Consider the following 15,831-nt stretch of genomic DNA (forward strand, 5'->3'; position numbering starts at 1 on the left):
GTCGGGTTTTTCTTAGCCACGGTGTTTTTCTGGGCGGCCTGGGCCGCAGTGGATGTCTGGAATGGCTGGGCGAATGAAAAAGTGCGTAATCAGACCCTCAAACAGTTTGCCATTCGAACCACAGTATTGCTGGTCATGGTTGTCTGGATGTTTGCCAGTTAATGCAGCGAACATAATGAAAAGGAACAGAGTCAATATGAAGCAAATTTTTACCGTCTGCCGGCGTATCGGTACGAGCCTGATGACCAGAATAAACGCTTTTCTTTTATTGTGCAGCCTTTCCTGTGAATCAGCCTGGGCCGATTTACCGGCTATCGAACCGCCGAAAAGTGGTGGCGGGGGCGGATTGCTGGGACAGGCGAAAGGATACGCGCAGGATGGTATTGTGATTGGCGGGTTGATTTTATCAGCGGTGGCGTTCTTTAAGGTTGCTTCGGCTGCCGTCGAAACCTTTTCCGAAGTGCGGGATGGCAAATCGACCTGGACCCAGTTTGGCGCCATCATCGTGGTCGGCGTGGTGCTGTTGGTTGCCGTGATTTGGCTGCTGTCGAAGTCGGCCAGCATTATTTTTTAAGGCAGCCACCATGCAGACAATCGCTTTCTTACCTGACCGTTTAAACGCCGAACCGGTGGTGTTTCGCGGGTTCACCACCCCTGAGATGGGACTGGCCGCACTGGCTGGGATCGTGCTCGGACTGGCAGCCAGCATTCCCCTGATCCCATTAGCCGGTTGGGTCATGATCCCGACCGGAATGTTAGTCATGCCCTTGTTACTGATCAGCTTTGGCGGGCGCTGGCTTGCGCATGTTAAACGTGGCAAGCCGGAGAATTATATCTGGCTGAAACTGGCGGAGAAAAAACGCCGGTTGGGGCTGGGTGATCCGACACTGATTATTGCCGCCCAGGGCTGGTCACTGCGCCGCAGCAGGAGACTGCGATGAGCCGGTTTCGTCATGCGGTGAAAAACCGGGATCAGCATATCCTGACCCTGCGAGTGGCGTGCGGCATTCTGGTGTTGGTATTGTTGCTGAGCCTGAGTGGCTGGATGGCTTCACCACGCAATCTCACCATCCATAATCCGCCGGACTTACGCACCGGCAGCACGCGCCCGTGGTGGGAAGTACCTGCCCCCAGTGTCTACAGTTTCGCCTTTTATATTTTCCAGCAACTGAATGCCTGGCCGAAAAACGGGGCACAGGACTATCCGGCCAAAATTTATGCGCTTTCCCCTTATCTGACGCCGGCCTGTCAGGATTTTCTGCGTGAAGATGCCAGAACCCGTGCTGACAGTGGCGAGCTGCTCGACCGGGTGCGGGTGGTGTATGAAATTCCCGGCCGGGGCTATGGGACGCGCAGTGTGACGGTGCATGACCGAGATAACTGGGTAGTCCGGCTGGATTTGGTGGCCGATGAATATTATCACGCTGAACCGGTCAAACGGGCACTGGTACGTTATCCGCTGAAAGTGGTGCGCTGGGAAGGGGATGCCGAGCGTAATCCCTTCGGGCTGGCACTGGATTGTTACGACGGAATGCCACAGCGGCTGGAAGCGATACCGCAGCCAGTGGAAGAGAAAAAGGGCGTGTTTCAATGAGCAGAGTGTCATTTGGCCGCTGGCTGGGACTGGTCAGTTTGTTATTGTTCAGCGTCGGTGCAAAGGCTGATGAACTGATGAAGTGGGAACGTATTCCATTATCCATCTCACTCAAAGTGGGGCAGGAACGCATTATTTTTGCTGACCGGAATGTCCGTATCGGTTTGCCGCCGTCACTCAGTGATACATTGCGGGTACAAAGTGCCGGCGGGGCGGTGTACCTGAAAGCCCACAATGCCTTCCCGCCAACCCGCCTGCAATTGCAAGACAGCGAAAACGGTGAAATCATTTTACTGGATATCACCGCGAATAAAACGGGCGCAACGGAACCCGTGCGTATTGTTTACCCGGATGAAAAACAACCCCTTCCGACTGAAAAATCACAACAGCAGCGCAACGCCAAATTATTGGCACCCGTTCCGGTCGCCTTAACCCGTTATGCCGCGCAGCAACTCTATGCCCCGTTGCGTACCGTCGAACCGGTGACAGGCATCCAGCCGGTGAATCTGCATTTGACCCCGTCCATCACCACACTCTACCCGTCAGAGCCGATAGCCATCTCTCCGCTGGCAGGCTGGCGATTACACCATCACACGGTCATCGCGCTGAAACTGCGCAATACGGCCAAACGCACACTCACCCTTGACCCGCGAGGATTACAGGGGCAGTTTGTGGCCGCCACGTTCCAGCATCGTTGGCTGGGTGAAACGGGGTCACCGGAGGATACGACGGTGTTGTACCTCGTCACAAAAGAGCTGCCGGATAATGCCTTTATCCCTGAGCCGGCACCGGTGAAACCGGGAGGCCGTCATGGAGGTTAAGTCCAATGCGTTGGTGAAAATACTGGTGCCGACAGTGCTGGTTATTGGTGGATTTATCGGTATCAAAAGTTGCAGTTCAACGGAAGGTGCTGCGCCCAGCGCGACGTCGAATCATGTATTGGCCACGCTGTCACCGGAGGAGTTGCAGGCGCTGGGGGTGGGTGGCGATACGCCGGAAGATACCCTGCGTACCCTGATAGGGGCACTGAATAAAGTACGGGCAGAGCAGAAACGTTTAAGCCAGCAGAATACCGATATTTTGAAAGAAAATGACCAGTTAAAGCACCAGCGCCTTGATGTTGCCGGCCAAATCGATGCGGCAGTTACGGCTATCCGTCAGGAGGATGAACAGCGTCAGCGCGCATTACAGGATGATCAACAGGGTTTGCTGGCACAAATTGATTTGCTCACTGAGCGGTTAAATTCAACACCTTTGTCTGCACCGGAAAGCCAAAGCGCATTGAGCAATCCGTATGCCGCCAATCCAGTCAGGGGGCAGGATGAATTTATCTGGGTCAATCCGGCGGATGAAAAACCGACAGCGTTGCAGGCGATGGGTCATGGTCAACCGACACCGCAATATCCCACTTCTTTTTTAAGCGAACAACCGACAGCGGGGCAAAAAGTGCAGAACGAGTCCGCGCTGAAGGAAAAGAACGAAAAACCAGTCTATACCTTGCCTGAAAATGCCACGCTGGTCGGCAGTCAGGCGATGACTGCGTTATTAGGCCGGGTGCCTGTCAATGGCACAGTGACCGACCCTTACCCGTTCAAGATCCTAATTGGCAAAGACAACCTGACCGCCAACGGCATCGAACTGCCGGAAGTGGAAGGGGCGGTGGTTTCTGGTTCAGCCAGTGGTGACTGGACCCTCTCCTGTGTACGCGGGCAGGTCAATTCCATCACCTTTGTGTTCCAGGATGGCACGGTGCGTACCCTGCCGGGCAAAGGGCAAAATCAGCAGGGTATCGGCTGGTTGTCCGATGAAAGCGGCATTCCCTGTATCAGCGGCGAACGTAAATCCAACGCCACGACCTATCTGCCAACGTTGTTTGCCCTTTCGGCCATGAATTCGGCAGGGGACGCCTTGAACGAAAGTCAGCGAACCGCCCAAACCAACGGCGCTGGCGGTATCACTTCCGCTTTAACGGGTAATGCCGGACAGGCGGCATTAGGAAAAGCCATGGCCGGTGGCATGAATGACATCACCGAATGGCTCAAGCAACGTTACAGCCAGACGTTTGATGCGGTTTACGTCCCGTCCGGTGCCGGTGTTGTGGTGCATATCACCCAAAGTCTGGCGATTGATTACGAAACGAAAGGCCGTAAGGTGCGTTACGACTTTAGTGAACCCGTTCAACATGATACTCAGGAAGCCTTAGATTAATGGAAAAGCCTGTCTTTCAATGGCTGTTCAGTGCCAGCCAGCCTTATTGCCTGCAAGTCAACAGACCCCCACACGCTGAACCTGTACCGGTTCATCTCTACTGGCGGCCTGCCCATCAAAAAGCGTCCCGTCTCTATCTTGCCATCGGCAATGCATGTCAACAGCTGGGTGACGGTGATTTTACGGTCTTGCACCTGTCAGATACCCAGTGGCAATCCATGGTGGCAGGCAACAACGAGGCTGAGCCTGAACAGTGGGAGCGCCTGCCGTTTACGGTATCGGAGCTGGTCGTCCATCCTGAGTTTGCCACCTTTACCGCTATCGGCATTACGGAGGCTGGAAAATGCGAAAACTAAAATATGGCTTAGTACTATGTCTGTCAGGGCTGATGGCCGGTTGTTCAACCTCGAAAGACACGTTGCTGCCTGCCGGTGAGCAGACTGTACTGGCGATGTGGCAGGGCAATAAAGCCGGTCACACTGCCGTGCAGGCAAGAACCGCATTGCGTAGAACGTTGACCGAAACCGAACGGCATCGGGCACTGGAAGAGCCTGACCATTACAGCCGTTCGGCTGCGCAGGAAATCAGCCAGCAGTTTCCCCGTCTTCCCAATCCCGATATGGTGATGTATGTCTTCCCGCATCTGGCCGCCGGCAATACACCGATACCAGGCTACAGTACCGTGTTCCCGTTTTATCAGCAGGTGCAGTATGCCCTGCCGGGTGAGCGCACGGAGGCACGGTAATGGAAAATCCCAAAGCCCTGCATCGCCCCGGCAAGCTGCGTGAAGCCGATGAAGCCGCGATTTACCGGGCGAATCCCTCCATCATTGACTACCTGCCCTGGGTGGAGTATCTGGACGACGGGCAATGCCTGTTGCTGGATGATGGGGTTTCCGTCGGTGCGGTCTACCGGATTGAACCCGTGGCCACGGAAGGGCGTCCGCTTGAACGATTGATTGAGATTCGGGATCAGCTGGAAGATGCGATCCAGGACAGTCTGGAGGAAGACGATATTTCGCCGTGGGTGGTGCAGTTTTTTTGTCAGGATGAGGATGATTCAGCCAGTTACCTCAGCACGTTACGGGACTATGTAAAACCCTGGGCGCAAGGTACAGCGTTTACGGATGCCTTTCTGGCTGAGTCCGAACGCCATCTGAACAGTATTGCCCAGCCTGAGGGGATATTTCAGGATAGCCTGATCACCGGGCAACCGTGGCGGGGACAACAACGCCAGACGCGTATGGCCGTCTATCGCTGGCTGCCTGCGCACAAATCACAGGCAAACCACTCCACGCTATCCTCGGTGGCAGCACTCAATCAGGTTTGCGAGCGACTGGTGTCCTCACTGGCAGCCGCGGGTATTGTGGCTGTCCGGCAGAATGGTGCGCAGATCCATAGCTGGTTGTTACGTCATTTTAATCCATCCCCGGACTGGGGCATGGCAAAAGCCGATTTTTACCACACGGTGAGTTATGAAACTCCTATGCAGCTCGAGCTCCCGATTTATAATGATTTTGCTGAAAGCCTGTGGTTTAACCCACCGGTGTCTGATCCCGAAAACGGACTCTGGTGGTTTGATGGCCTGCCGCATAAAGCGGTGCCGGTTGAACGCCTGCGCCGCCCGCCAGAGCCGGGCACGCTGACGGGCGAAGTGAAACGGGGGGATAATATCAATGCGTTGATGGATATGATGCCGGAAGGCACCGTCGTTTCCCTGACTATTGTGGCGCAGGCACAGGATACGCTGGAAGAGAATTTTACCCGGCTGGCAAAAAATGCCGTGGGAGAAAATACCGAATCGGCGCGTGTCCGGCAGGATGTGCAGGAGGTCAAAGCCTTACTGGGACGGCGGCATAAACTGTACCGCAGTGTGCTGACCTTTCTGGTGCGCGGCAACGATGTTACTGATCTGAACCATCGGGTGTATCAGTTATCGTCAACCCTGCTGAGTGCCGGATTACAGCCCGTGCGGCCGGAATTCAGTGTGTCCCCGCTGAATGCCTATTTGCGCGCCCTGCCAATGTGTTTTAACCCGCAGAAAGATAAAAAACACTGGTACAGCCGCCTGACGTGGGTGCAGCATCTGGCCGGATTATTGCCGGTCACCGGACGTTCAACCGGCACCGGACATCCGGGGTTCAGCTTCTTTAATCGCGGTGGTGCGCCGCTGACCTTCGATCCGATGAACAAGCAGGATCGCACCCAGAATGCGCATTTATTGTTGTTTGGCCCGACCGGGGCCGGTAAATCCGCCACGTTGTGTGCTTCTTTGGTACAACTGATGGCAATACACCGACCGCGTTTGTTCATTGTCGAAGCGGGGAACAGCTTTGGTTTACTCGCCGATTACTACGCCAGTCTGGGGCTGACCGTCAATAAAATCGGTATCAAACCGGGCTGTGGCGTGAGCTTGGCGCTGTTTGCCGATGCCCATCAACTGTTGCAACTCAGCCCCCAACAATGGCGTATTAATGAAGCCGATATTCCGGATACGGATGAATCGCAGGATGAAGGGGATGAGCAGCGTGATATTCTGGGGGAAATGGAAATTGCCGCCCGACTGATGATCACCGGTGGCGAGAAAAAAGAGGAAGAGCGCCTGACCCGCTCAGATCGCGGTTTGATCCGCGAAGCCATTATGATGGCAGCTCACACCAGCCATGAAGAACAACGTCAGATGGTGGCTTCAGACTTACAGAATGCCCTCTATGCCATCGCCCGCAATCATCAACAGGACGAGCGTGGTCAGCCGTTAATCACGGCACATCGCCGGGCTCGGGCGGATGAAATGGCCGGTGCCATGTCGATGTTTACCCAAGGGTTTGAAGGGGAACTGTTTAACCGCCCCGGCACGCCGTGGCCGGAAGTGGATGTCACGTTGATTGATTTGGGCACGCTGGCGCGGGAAAACTACTCGGCACAGATGGCGCTGGCGATGGTGTCTCTGATTAACACCGTGAATAATCTGGCCGAACGGGATCAATATCAGGATCGGGAACTGCAACTGGTGATCGACGAAGGCCATATCACTACCACCAACCCGCTGCTCTCCCCCTATATGACCAAGGTGGTGAAAATGTGGCGTAAACTGGGTGCCTGGCTGTGGCTCGCCACCCAAAACCTCGCCGACTACCCGGATACCGCTGAAAAAATGCTGAATATGGCCGAATGGTGGCTGTGTCTCACGATGCCCCCGGATGAAGTCGAGCAAATCGCCCGTTTCAAAAAACTGACGGAAGAACAAAAAGCCGTGTTGCTTTCCGCCAGTAAATTGCCCCGTTGTTATACCGAAGGCGTGGTGCTGGCGAAAAAAATCGAAGCGTTGTTTCGGGTGGTGCCACCGAGCCTGTATCTGGCGCTGGGGATGACGGAAAAAGAAGAAAAGGCCGAACGGCGGGCGATAATGCGCGAGCATCAGTGCAGTGAGTTGGAAGCGGCGGTTTTGGTAGCAATAAGGATGGATGTAGCGCGGGGATTGAAGTTTGATTTAGCCACTCACAAGTCATAAGAAAAATAATTAATTTTGTTATTTATCAATATATTATATCGATTTAAAAAGAACCCAGCACACTGGCTGGGTTCTTTTTCAGATTACACGTTATCGCTGCATTAAAGTACTACGGTATAATAAACCATCTGGATTAAATTGAAAATGTAAGGCGCATTCTGGATATTCATATCTTATCCAGTCATCAATGTAACGATGAAACATGCCCACTTTACCACCTCCAGTTATCGATGGAGTTCCCAGTACTTTAAGGACTTTTTCCTTATTCCATCCCATATGTATACCGGAGACTAAGGCTCCCGTAAAATTTTCATACTCATCGTTGTTATCGGAAAAAAAGTGTATATGAGCTAATTTTCCTTGTATGAATCCTACCTCTACCCCTGAACGAATAAAGCTATAGCTTGTCGTTGGTCCCTCTGGATCGTTATATTCGAGAGGATCTTGCGACACTTGAGCTTGCTCTTCTATCGCTAAACAAAGTTCACTAAACTCCTTAGACGATTCAGCAGCTCCAAGTGCGTTGATAAATAAATTCCAGTCAATCATTTCTTAATCGTTCCTATTTCACGATTACGTTGCTTAAGTAATTCGAGAGCATCATCAACCAATTTAGGATTATAACCATGTTGTATCAGAAGTGTTCTTCTATCCTCAACGTCAAGGCATTCTGCACCACATAAGTCAGCTGAGTCACCCGCTACTTGTGTCTGTGAATTTCTGCCCTTATAAGTTCGGCTTGCTTGATGTATCTCTTTAGGAAGTTCAATGACTGTCGCATTGTCATAAAGTTCCTTCCTTTCACTTTTTGATAAGGAGCGTCCAAGTTCATTTTCTCTCGCTTTCTTAAGTGCGGCGAATGATGGGATATGGTCATGCTCTAAATCATCTCCAACAACTGCTCGGGATCTTAAATCTTTCATAGAGCCAACATCAAGCGCTTGCGCTATATTTTCTTTCTGTGTTTCTTGCTCTATTAGATTCGTTACAACTTGAGTATTAGGCTTTCCATTTTTAGATAATAATTCTTTTGAAGTATGCTTCAATTCGTTCGCTAAATTTTTCGCACTTTCTGAGCTATAGCCTAAAACCTTGACTCCGGCACCTAATGCCCCAGTTCCCAGAGCTGCTTCTGGTGCCATAGCATCTGCTGCAAATATACCTATGCTATTGATACATGAGGCAGTCTGAATTTTACAAGCTTCGAAAGCCATGCGTCCTGCAAATAGCATTTCTTCGGTGGCGGCTACCAGCATAATGCCACCATACACTGTAGCGTATCCACCTGCTGCAACGGCAATAGCAGCAGTAGCTCCTTCTTGCCGTGCTTTAACACGTTCTGCCGCCGCTTGATCTCCATTCGAAGCAGCTAACATGTCCCAACCATTTTCCTGAGCGATCTGATCCAATTGATGATCAGTGTAATTGTAGCGGTGAACAATATCAGCACTGTTGGCTGCACTATAAACACCTTCTGGTGTACCGCTTAGTAATGCACCGGATAATGCTCCAATAACTTGTACTGTTTGAGCTTTGGTTTCATTACCCTGAAGTGCTTCTTGAATTTTATGAAATTGCTGTTCAGATTCATTTCTGTACTTAGAATCAAATAGCGTACTTCCCATGACAACTTCTGCTAATCCAGCAGCCAATGCACCAGCAGCGGCACCTTTAGCATCTTCCCCACCAATTTCTGCGGCAAGAGCAGACACCGTAGCATGACTCAGTACCTTGCCCGCTTCGCCTAATATTGAACTGTTATCACCAATATAACTCGCTCCCTCCATATTTACCTGATTGCCTACATTAGCAAGCAGCGCAGCCGCAAATTTATCTTTGAAGCTACCACCATTAATTGCGGTATTTACACCAGAGCTAATAATCGATTGCCCTGCAACACGCTGAGCAACTTTACTCCAGTCTGCACCCTCATTTAATAAAGGTGCTTTAGTAACTCCATTCGCTGTTTTTTCCACACCCATCAGCTTGTCAAATCCGGCCAAAGCACCACCAATTGCCATTGAAGTGACGGTTGATTTTACCGTTTGACTGCTACCCATCTCTTTAAGGGTTTTGGATACATTGCCTTGGTTATTAATAAGGCTGACCGCTGCAGTAGAAGCCAGAGATGCCATACCTGCGGTAACAGCCCCAGAAGCAGCGGCGGCTGTTGCAGCACTGGCTCCGGCGGTAGTGGCTGCCCCTGCTGCGTAGCCAGCAGCAGCAAGAGTTGCCCCAGCACCTGCTGTGACTGCAGCAACGGCTATGGCAATAACAGCAGAAGCAACCGGACTTAATTGTTGGCTCTTATGATCCCAACTATCATAAGCATCCTGAACTTCATTCCATTTTATATCATGTCGAGTATTTAAATCTTTAAACCAAACTGTTTCTGAACTACTTCCTAATATATCAATTGCGTTTTGTAAAGATTGTCTATTCTTTACTTTAATATCAGAGGTAATACCTTGAGCTGCATCTACTACAAAATTTCCATTCCATTTAATTTGGGGTAATACCCAAGTTTCGGAAGAATGACCTTTATCCTTGGTTTTTATAAAAAAACCATTAGATTTACTGAATTTTCTTTCATATTCAGTATCTTTTACTGCTTTGAAATTAGTAAATCCATGAGTACTAGTCAATGTGATATTTTGACCAGCTTCTATCTTACTCGCTTCATAAGTAGAATCATCCCTACTTAAGATATCAATATCTCCAGAAGCAATGAATTCTGAAACTTTGTTGTTCGTACCATATTTAACTTCATTTATAGTTTCAAAACTTTTAATTTCGTCAGAAGCTGCAGCATAAAGGTAGCCACCTTTAGCAGCTATATTTATAGTTCCGATTCTCATTGCCTCAGCTCTATTATGAGCATCTATATCAGCCTGTATTTTTGTTTCACTTTCACCTTTATTTTTAGCTTCCTCTTTAGCTATAACCAATTTATTCATATGGTTATTTAATTTTGAGTTAGCTTGAGCTAATCTAGACTCCACTTCGGTTAATTTGTTTTGTTTTGTTTTTATTTTTTGTCTGATATCGTCAAGAAGAGGATCTTCAACTTCGGCAAACCAAGATTCAAAATATTCTTTTGAACCACCAAAAGCATCATAATTTGTTCCTCCGGCTGTAAAATAATCACTCCAAGATTTTTCCTCCGCTTTCTCTAAAGATAGTTCAGATTCTACTAGACTTTTTTCTTTTGTAATTGATCCAATTTCACTTTTAATGTTTTGTATTTCAGATTCTACTTCAATTATGGGTCCGCTATAATTAGATAATCGAATAGGATCTTTCCAAATAGCTCCTAATCCTTTGGAAAATAATTTAGATGCTTGAAATAAAATACTTCCGCCAGAAAGTATGTTTAATGAACCAGCACTATTTAATTCAGTTACGTTTCTGGTTACTTTTTCTTGTCTATTTGAAAAATCGTAAAAGTAATTCCTTGAAGCATTGAATTTTATATCTCCACCAGAATATATATTTATATTCTGATTAGCTGATATTTTTGATCCTTCAGTTGTAATCTCATTGCCGGAAGATATTATAACATCTTTGCCAGCATCTACATTAGTCGTAGCTGGAACATCTGTTCTAATAAAATCAAGAAAATATCTTTTGAAATCATCTGATTCTAGCGATACTGTTTCTCCATACAAACTTTTAGTGGTAGTCCATGGATTTCTTACAGGAAAAATTGCAGCAAGTAAATTCATTGAATTTCCAGCTAATAAAGATATTGAATTGCCAGCCGAAAATTTAGCACCTTCTGATTTAATATCATTTGAAGCATTAATTAATAGGTTTTCTCCTGCATGAATTTGAGTTTGTAGTTGAGGGTCATCTGATTTAATATTAAACTCTAAAAGATGTGGAGAGACTGTCTTCTGTGAGGAAGGTAAATTACTATCTCTATTTATAAATTCTCTTGATGTAGCTTTAAAGTCATTCTTAGAATTAAGATTAATATCTTTCTTAGCATTTAAAACCATACTAGTTAAAGATAAATTGTTTCCACTAGTCATCAAGATTGAATTTGATGAATTCAATTTTGTAATAGGAATTAGGTTCTTAAACGATATTTCGTACCAATTAGATTTACCAGAGGGATCTTTTATAATGCTTCGATGAGGAATAAGATCGTAAGTGCTTTCTATATCAATGTTTTTTAAAGCATACATTGAAACATTATAACTCATAGGAGAAAATACATTATTTCTGATAAGTATACTACCATTATTAGATGATAAAGTTAAATCATTAGTAGCTTCTAATTTGCTTAATCTTCGAATGCCATTTGTATAAAAAGTCTCGTTATCATAAGACAACCCATCTGTGGATACAATATTGCCATTAAAACTGTTAAGGAAAATGTTATTACTTGACAGCTTACTTCTAAGTAGCGAGATATTATCCCCCGAAACGATAGAAATATCATCTATAGCCTTAAAATCTGCAAGATCAATTTCGGATTTATCTTTTGATATGATATTTATATTTTTGGTTGCTTCTAAATTAGTAGTGTTAATACTAACGGAGTCACCTATTATACTTATGTTTTTTGCATTTATGTTTAGTGGGGTTTTATCAAGAAAAGTTTTAAATTTTTTAAAAAGCAGTCCAAATGATTTTTTAAAATCATTAAATTCCTTGGGGTCATCAACTCCCACATCAATATTCTTAAAATCCAAAACTAAATTATGTTTAGCTTGTAAATTTGTCTCAGTACTGAGAGTGGGTGTCCATAAAAAAATCTCATCAGCCATAAAGCCATAATCTGCAAATAGCTGTAACGATCCACTAGAAAATGCTTTATTTTCTAATTTATTACCTGTAAGTATTAAATCATTAGAAGCGATAATATTAGAGTGTTTGTTTTTGATATTATCTCCATATAGATAAGCAGATTTTCCAGATTCAATAATTGCAGATTGAGGTTTCTTTGTTATAGAAATTTCAGTGTGCTCTAATTTTTGAGGATAACCATAAGGACCATACTTCCCCTCTTCAGTAAATTCAGGGCCAAACATACCTTGTTTTAATTTAAATTTAGTAGTGTTATAACTATATTCTAGATCATCAAAACCATTAACTATATCCTCAGATCTAATAACAAGATCACCTTGATTAGTTCTAATAGTACCTGTATTTAATACTTCTTTATTTTTATTGCCGTCTACATTTTTCTGAATCCACATATTATTATTGGCTTGCAGAAGTACCTGAGAACCGATATTGCTGATTGTATTACCCAATACCCGCATATCTTGTCCGGCAGTTACACTGCCTTTATTGACAATTTTATCACCAGCCAGAATAATATTTAGCTCTGCCTGAATAGGAGAGTTAGGCCTAATATTAATTTCCTTGCCACCCGCACTTAAGTCAGTTTTAGATTTGATATTACCCAGTTCCATTTTGCCATTGGAACTCAGCGTAATATCACCCTGAGTACTGGTTATATCTTTCAGATTAACGCCAACTCCATTTTCAGTTGCAATCAGGCGGATTTTATTGGCATACATACCACCCAGTGCTTTAGTATCGACAGCCAGTTGTGGTACAGCACCTTCTCCGGCAATGGTCTTTGATGTACCGTCTTTAAACGAAATTTGGTTAGCACCCTGAGTGAGTGAGAGGTTATTGGCCTGAATTTTTCCATTCAGCTCAGTGGCCCGGCTAATAATATCGATATAATCCGTTGACTGGCCATTTAATCCTTTACCGCCGATGGTAATCTGGCCTTTTGTCACTTTCAGGGCTTCCAGTGCACCCTGGGCATCAAATTGCGGTTTACCGGTTGTCAGTATGGCACCGGAGGTATTAATAAATCCGCATCCATCACAGGTGATACCATTGGGGTTGGCTATCATGACATTAGCTTTCTGGCCAGCCACTTCCAGCTGTCCCAGTAATTCAGAACGGTTGCTGCCGATGACTTCGTTGATGATGAGTTCGGCTGCTTTTCCCTGCAAATTAACGTTAGCGTTAATTTGGCCGGCCAGTTGAGAATTAACCGCCTGTGTGGTGTTATTTAGTACCGCACCCTGTGTTCCGGTATTAAATTCTTGGTACGTATTGTGCGATATTCCTGCATTATTAGGAGTTGCAATATTAACCACCGGCACATTGCCATTATTGTGAACTTGTGTTTGCGGATTATCAGGCGTAATACCGCCTGCCACTGCTGAGTTCAGCGGATAGATGCCTGTTAGGTAAATCAAAAAATAACTGGTTCCCTTTGCCAGTGGGCTAATAACTTTATCTTTTTCTTGTTCTTTCATGAAATGAAGTCCAAATTTCTTGCTGTGTTTGTATTAAAACTGAAGTGAAGCAGACCAATAAATGACCCAGTGGTCTGGTCTGAGATGAGAGGGATAAATAAGTGGTTTTCCTACTGTAATCGCCTGATTCATTCTGTTGTGATTAAATGAAATACCTAGTGATGCCCCTGTAGCATGGCCTCCTTCTATTTGTCCTTTTTTATTATTTTTCAACCAGCCTGTATCCAGTGCACTGTTGAAAGAAAGTTCACCGACTAAAGGAAGTTTGGCGAGTTTCCAGTTGAGTTCATTACGCCAATAGCCGCCATTATTTCCGATGAGATTTTGCTCTTTAAACCCTCTGACAGAATATTGTCCTCCTAATGAAAGGCGTTCACTGGCATACAGGTTATCCGGTGTGAACTGCCCATACAGAGAAGTCAGGTAATAGATATTCTCCGTGACAGGCATGAAATAACTGCTGCTCAGGCTGAATTTACGAAACTGGCTTTTCGGCACATTACGGACACTAGAATTGTCTTTCGTTGCCCCCCATATATCCAAGCCCTGGCTGAATGTCGGGTTAAACGTCAGGTAGCCTCCGACCAGCGTAGTACTGTAGTTAGCACCCAGACTAACGGCACTCAATGTCGGGCTGCTGATGGATAACTTAACACCGGCCGCAGTATTGGACGTCTGGCGATGAACTAATCCCATATTCAGGGTCAGTTTTTGCTGCCCATCCCGGTATAACGTCCGGTTTATTTTTAACTGATGAGTTTGCCCCTGACTTTCATGACGGTAACTGCCCGTCCCCACCGGGAGCATTTGAAATGAGCTATTTCTGGCATACTGGTAATCGAATGACCAGTAGCCATAAGGGATAGTCACGCCTGAAGCGATACTCCAGCTCTGATGATTATTGCTAAAGTCACTGTTATGGCTGGCGGAGATTGACCACAGGTCTGCAAGGTGCAGTGGGTTGTCCAGCCCTAAAGTGGCATTAATTTGTTCTCTTCCGGTATTTTTTTGCCCGTTGTTGTCAATACCCAGACTGGCATGGACAGGCAATTTGGAAGCCGTTCGTTTTAAAATCACGTCAGAGTAACCGGGTTGTTCAGCTGGCCGGATATCAATGGTTATCTGCCGGGAAGGCAGTCGGTTTAACTGCTCCATGCCCTGCTCAATATCCCGCAAATTAAGGGGCTTGCCGACTATATTGGGAAATGCCATTTTCAGAGCAAGGGATGTTTCACCGTCAAGAAGGATGGAGCCGACTTTTCCTTCCGTCACCATAATGGTCAGCATGCCGGTAGATAAATTCTGCTCTTTTAATCCTGTCCGTGAAGTTATATAGCCTTTTTCTATGTAGGTATTTGATACCGTGCGGACTAATTCATTAATTTTACCGGCAGTCAGGCAACGGGATAAGTAAGGTTTAGATAATGCCTGTTGCACTGAGGCGGAGAGATTGTCTGCCCCTTCAAACTGAATCTGGTGAACAGGGTGGCAGAACGTGTTGACATCATCCGGTGCCAGAGCTGTGTGTGGTGATAATGTCACACCATTACGAATGTCATCACGCTGCTGTTGCGCTTGTTGTAACACGTTTTTTTGTTGCTGGGTAATGGCATTCTGGTCAACCGGGCTGATAAACGATGATGCTGTTGATTGCCCTGCAATGGCGAACAGCACCAGAATCAATAAACCAGCAGAATGAGCAGGTATTCTGCCCGAAAAATAAAGTGGCATAATAAATTATAAATTACAGGTATCAGGAAATGGTGGCGCATTATATAGAAATGTAAACTTAAAACAATATTCTTATGGTTTTGTATCTTATGAGCCTGATTGCTTTTTTATAATGTGTGGGAAATCACCTTAATTTGGTTTCAATTCAATCAAGTGTATTATTTGTAGCTTGATTGTGGTTTTTATTTAAACTATATCAATATAAATAGTGCATTTTTATTTATTCTTTGTCATATTGAAATATATTATTATTTAATATTAATGAATTAAATTTTTAGTTAAGTTAAAAAATATGTTTATTCGATAGATGATGTTTTAATTCATTAAAACAATGAATTATGAAAATAAAAAATCATCATTAAATATGAATATATAATTTATTTGATTGTAGTAGTGTTTGTTAGTCGTTCATAAAACAACCTTAAATTCAATCTATGTTCATTAATTCTAAATATTTAAAAAAGAATTTAACGGCATTATTTATCATTCTATTCG

12 protein-coding genes are annotated in these 15,831 nt (G+C 45.8%); 9 read left to right on the plus strand and 3 right to left on the minus strand.

What is annotated here, in order from left to right; all coding sequences use genetic code 11:
• The 9 genes from AAC854_RS10780 to AAC854_RS10820 all read left to right on the plus strand — a co-directional run.
• On the plus strand, window positions 1-162 hold a 162-nt coding region (locus tag AAC854_RS10780; protein WP_340617124.1), incomplete at its 5' end, for a TIGR03758 family integrating conjugative element protein.
• A 79-nt stretch (window positions 163-241) separates the two neighbouring features.
• Window positions 242-574 carry a TIGR03745 family integrating conjugative element membrane protein gene (locus tag AAC854_RS10785; protein WP_340617125.1) on the plus strand — a complete coding sequence of 111 codons (333 nt, stop codon included), beginning with the start codon at window positions 242-244 and terminating at the stop codon, window positions 572-574.
• A gap of 10 nt (window positions 575-584) precedes the next feature.
• Entirely contained in the window at window positions 585-941 is a 357-nt protein-coding gene (locus tag AAC854_RS10790; RefSeq protein WP_340617103.1) for a TIGR03750 family conjugal transfer protein, read from the plus strand.
• The gene (locus AAC854_RS10795; protein ID WP_340617104.1) at window positions 938-1,594 is read left to right on the plus strand and encodes a PFL_4703 family integrating conjugative element protein; all 657 of its coding nucleotides are present in this window, start codon (window positions 938-940) and stop codon (window positions 1,592-1,594) included. Before AAC854_RS10790 ends, AAC854_RS10795 begins: the two co-directional genes overlap by 4 nt.
• Window positions 1,591-2,415, plus strand: a complete 825-nt coding sequence (locus tag AAC854_RS10800) for a TIGR03749 family integrating conjugative element protein (protein ID WP_340617105.1) — start codon at window positions 1,591-1,593, stop codon at window positions 2,413-2,415. Before AAC854_RS10795 ends, AAC854_RS10800 begins: the two co-directional genes overlap by 4 nt.
• Window positions 2,405-3,802, plus strand: coding sequence for a TIGR03752 family integrating conjugative element protein (locus tag AAC854_RS10805; protein WP_340617106.1), 1,398 nt, complete (start codon window positions 2,405-2,407; stop codon window positions 3,800-3,802). The genes AAC854_RS10800 and AAC854_RS10805 overlap by 11 nt, the downstream gene beginning before the upstream one ends.
• Window positions 3,802-4,158, plus strand: coding sequence for a hypothetical protein (locus tag AAC854_RS10810; RefSeq protein ID WP_340617107.1), 357 nt, complete (start codon window positions 3,802-3,804; stop codon window positions 4,156-4,158). The genes AAC854_RS10805 and AAC854_RS10810 overlap by 1 nt, the downstream gene beginning before the upstream one ends.
• On the plus strand, window positions 4,146-4,547 hold the full coding sequence (locus AAC854_RS10815; RefSeq protein ID WP_340617108.1) for a TIGR03751 family conjugal transfer lipoprotein: 402 nt from the start codon (window positions 4,146-4,148) through the stop codon (window positions 4,545-4,547). The genes AAC854_RS10810 and AAC854_RS10815 overlap by 13 nt, the downstream gene beginning before the upstream one ends.
• Complete coding sequence (locus AAC854_RS10820) at window positions 4,547-7,312, plus strand: conjugative transfer ATPase (RefSeq protein WP_340617109.1); 2,766 nt, start codon at window positions 4,547-4,549, stop codon at window positions 7,310-7,312. Before AAC854_RS10815 ends, AAC854_RS10820 begins: the two co-directional genes overlap by 1 nt.
• Window positions 7,313-7,402: 90 nt before the next feature.
• Here AAC854_RS10820 and AAC854_RS10825 read toward each other — a convergent pair whose 3' ends face one another.
• The 3 genes from AAC854_RS10825 to AAC854_RS10835 are packed head-to-tail and all read right to left on the minus strand — an operon-like array spanning window position 7,403 to window position 15,336.
• Complete coding sequence (locus tag AAC854_RS10825; protein ID WP_340617110.1) at window positions 7,403-7,861, minus strand: hypothetical protein; 459 nt, start codon at window positions 7,859-7,861, stop codon at window positions 7,403-7,405.
• Window positions 7,858-13,605 carry a DUF637 domain-containing protein gene (locus AAC854_RS10830; protein WP_340617111.1) on the minus strand — a complete coding sequence of 1,916 codons (5,748 nt, stop codon included), beginning with the start codon at window positions 13,603-13,605 and terminating at the stop codon, window positions 7,858-7,860. Before AAC854_RS10830 ends, AAC854_RS10825 begins: the two co-directional genes overlap by 4 nt.
• A gap of 33 nt (window positions 13,606-13,638) precedes the next feature.
• Window positions 13,639-15,336 (minus strand): ShlB/FhaC/HecB family hemolysin secretion/activation protein, encoded by a 1,698-nt coding sequence (locus AAC854_RS10835; RefSeq protein ID WP_340617112.1) that lies wholly within the window; start codon window positions 15,334-15,336, stop codon window positions 13,639-13,641.
• Window positions 15,337-15,831 lie beyond the last annotated feature (495 nt).

The organism is Xenorhabdus entomophaga (assembly GCF_037996725.1).
GTDB classification, from domain to species: domain Bacteria; phylum Pseudomonadota; class Gammaproteobacteria; order Enterobacterales; family Enterobacteriaceae; genus Xenorhabdus; species Xenorhabdus khoisanae.

What these genes read in the sequence shown, in the direction of transcription:
- AAC854_RS10785 (WP_340617125.1), top strand. Translation starts at nt 242, where the DNA reads ATGACCAGAATAAACGCTTTTCTTTTATTGTGCAGCCTTTCCTGTGAA.
- AAC854_RS10800 (WP_340617105.1), top strand. Translation starts at nt 1,591, where the DNA reads ATGAGCAGAGTGTCATTTGGCCGCTGGCTGGGACTGGTCAGTTTGTTA.
- AAC854_RS10835 (WP_340617112.1), bottom strand. Translation starts at nt 15,336, where the DNA reads ATGCCACTTTATTTTTCGGGCAGAATACCTGCTCATTCTGCTGGTTTA.
- AAC854_RS10830 (WP_340617111.1), bottom strand. Translation starts at nt 13,605, where the DNA reads ATGAAAGAACAAGAAAAAGATAAAGTTATTAGCCCACTGGCAAAGGGA.
- AAC854_RS10805 (WP_340617106.1), top strand. Translation starts at nt 2,405, where the DNA reads ATGGAGGTTAAGTCCAATGCGTTGGTGAAAATACTGGTGCCGACAGTG.
- AAC854_RS10820 (WP_340617109.1), top strand. Translation starts at nt 4,547, where the DNA reads ATGGAAAATCCCAAAGCCCTGCATCGCCCCGGCAAGCTGCGTGAAGCC.
- AAC854_RS10795 (WP_340617104.1), top strand. Translation starts at nt 938, where the DNA reads ATGAGCCGGTTTCGTCATGCGGTGAAAAACCGGGATCAGCATATCCTG.
- AAC854_RS10810 (WP_340617107.1), top strand. Translation starts at nt 3,802, where the DNA reads ATGGAAAAGCCTGTCTTTCAATGGCTGTTCAGTGCCAGCCAGCCTTAT.
- AAC854_RS10790 (WP_340617103.1), top strand. Translation starts at nt 585, where the DNA reads ATGCAGACAATCGCTTTCTTACCTGACCGTTTAAACGCCGAACCGGTG.
- AAC854_RS10815 (WP_340617108.1), top strand. Translation starts at nt 4,146, where the DNA reads ATGCGAAAACTAAAATATGGCTTAGTACTATGTCTGTCAGGGCTGATG.
- AAC854_RS10825 (WP_340617110.1), bottom strand. Translation starts at nt 7,861, where the DNA reads ATGATTGACTGGAATTTATTTATCAACGCACTTGGAGCTGCTGAATCG.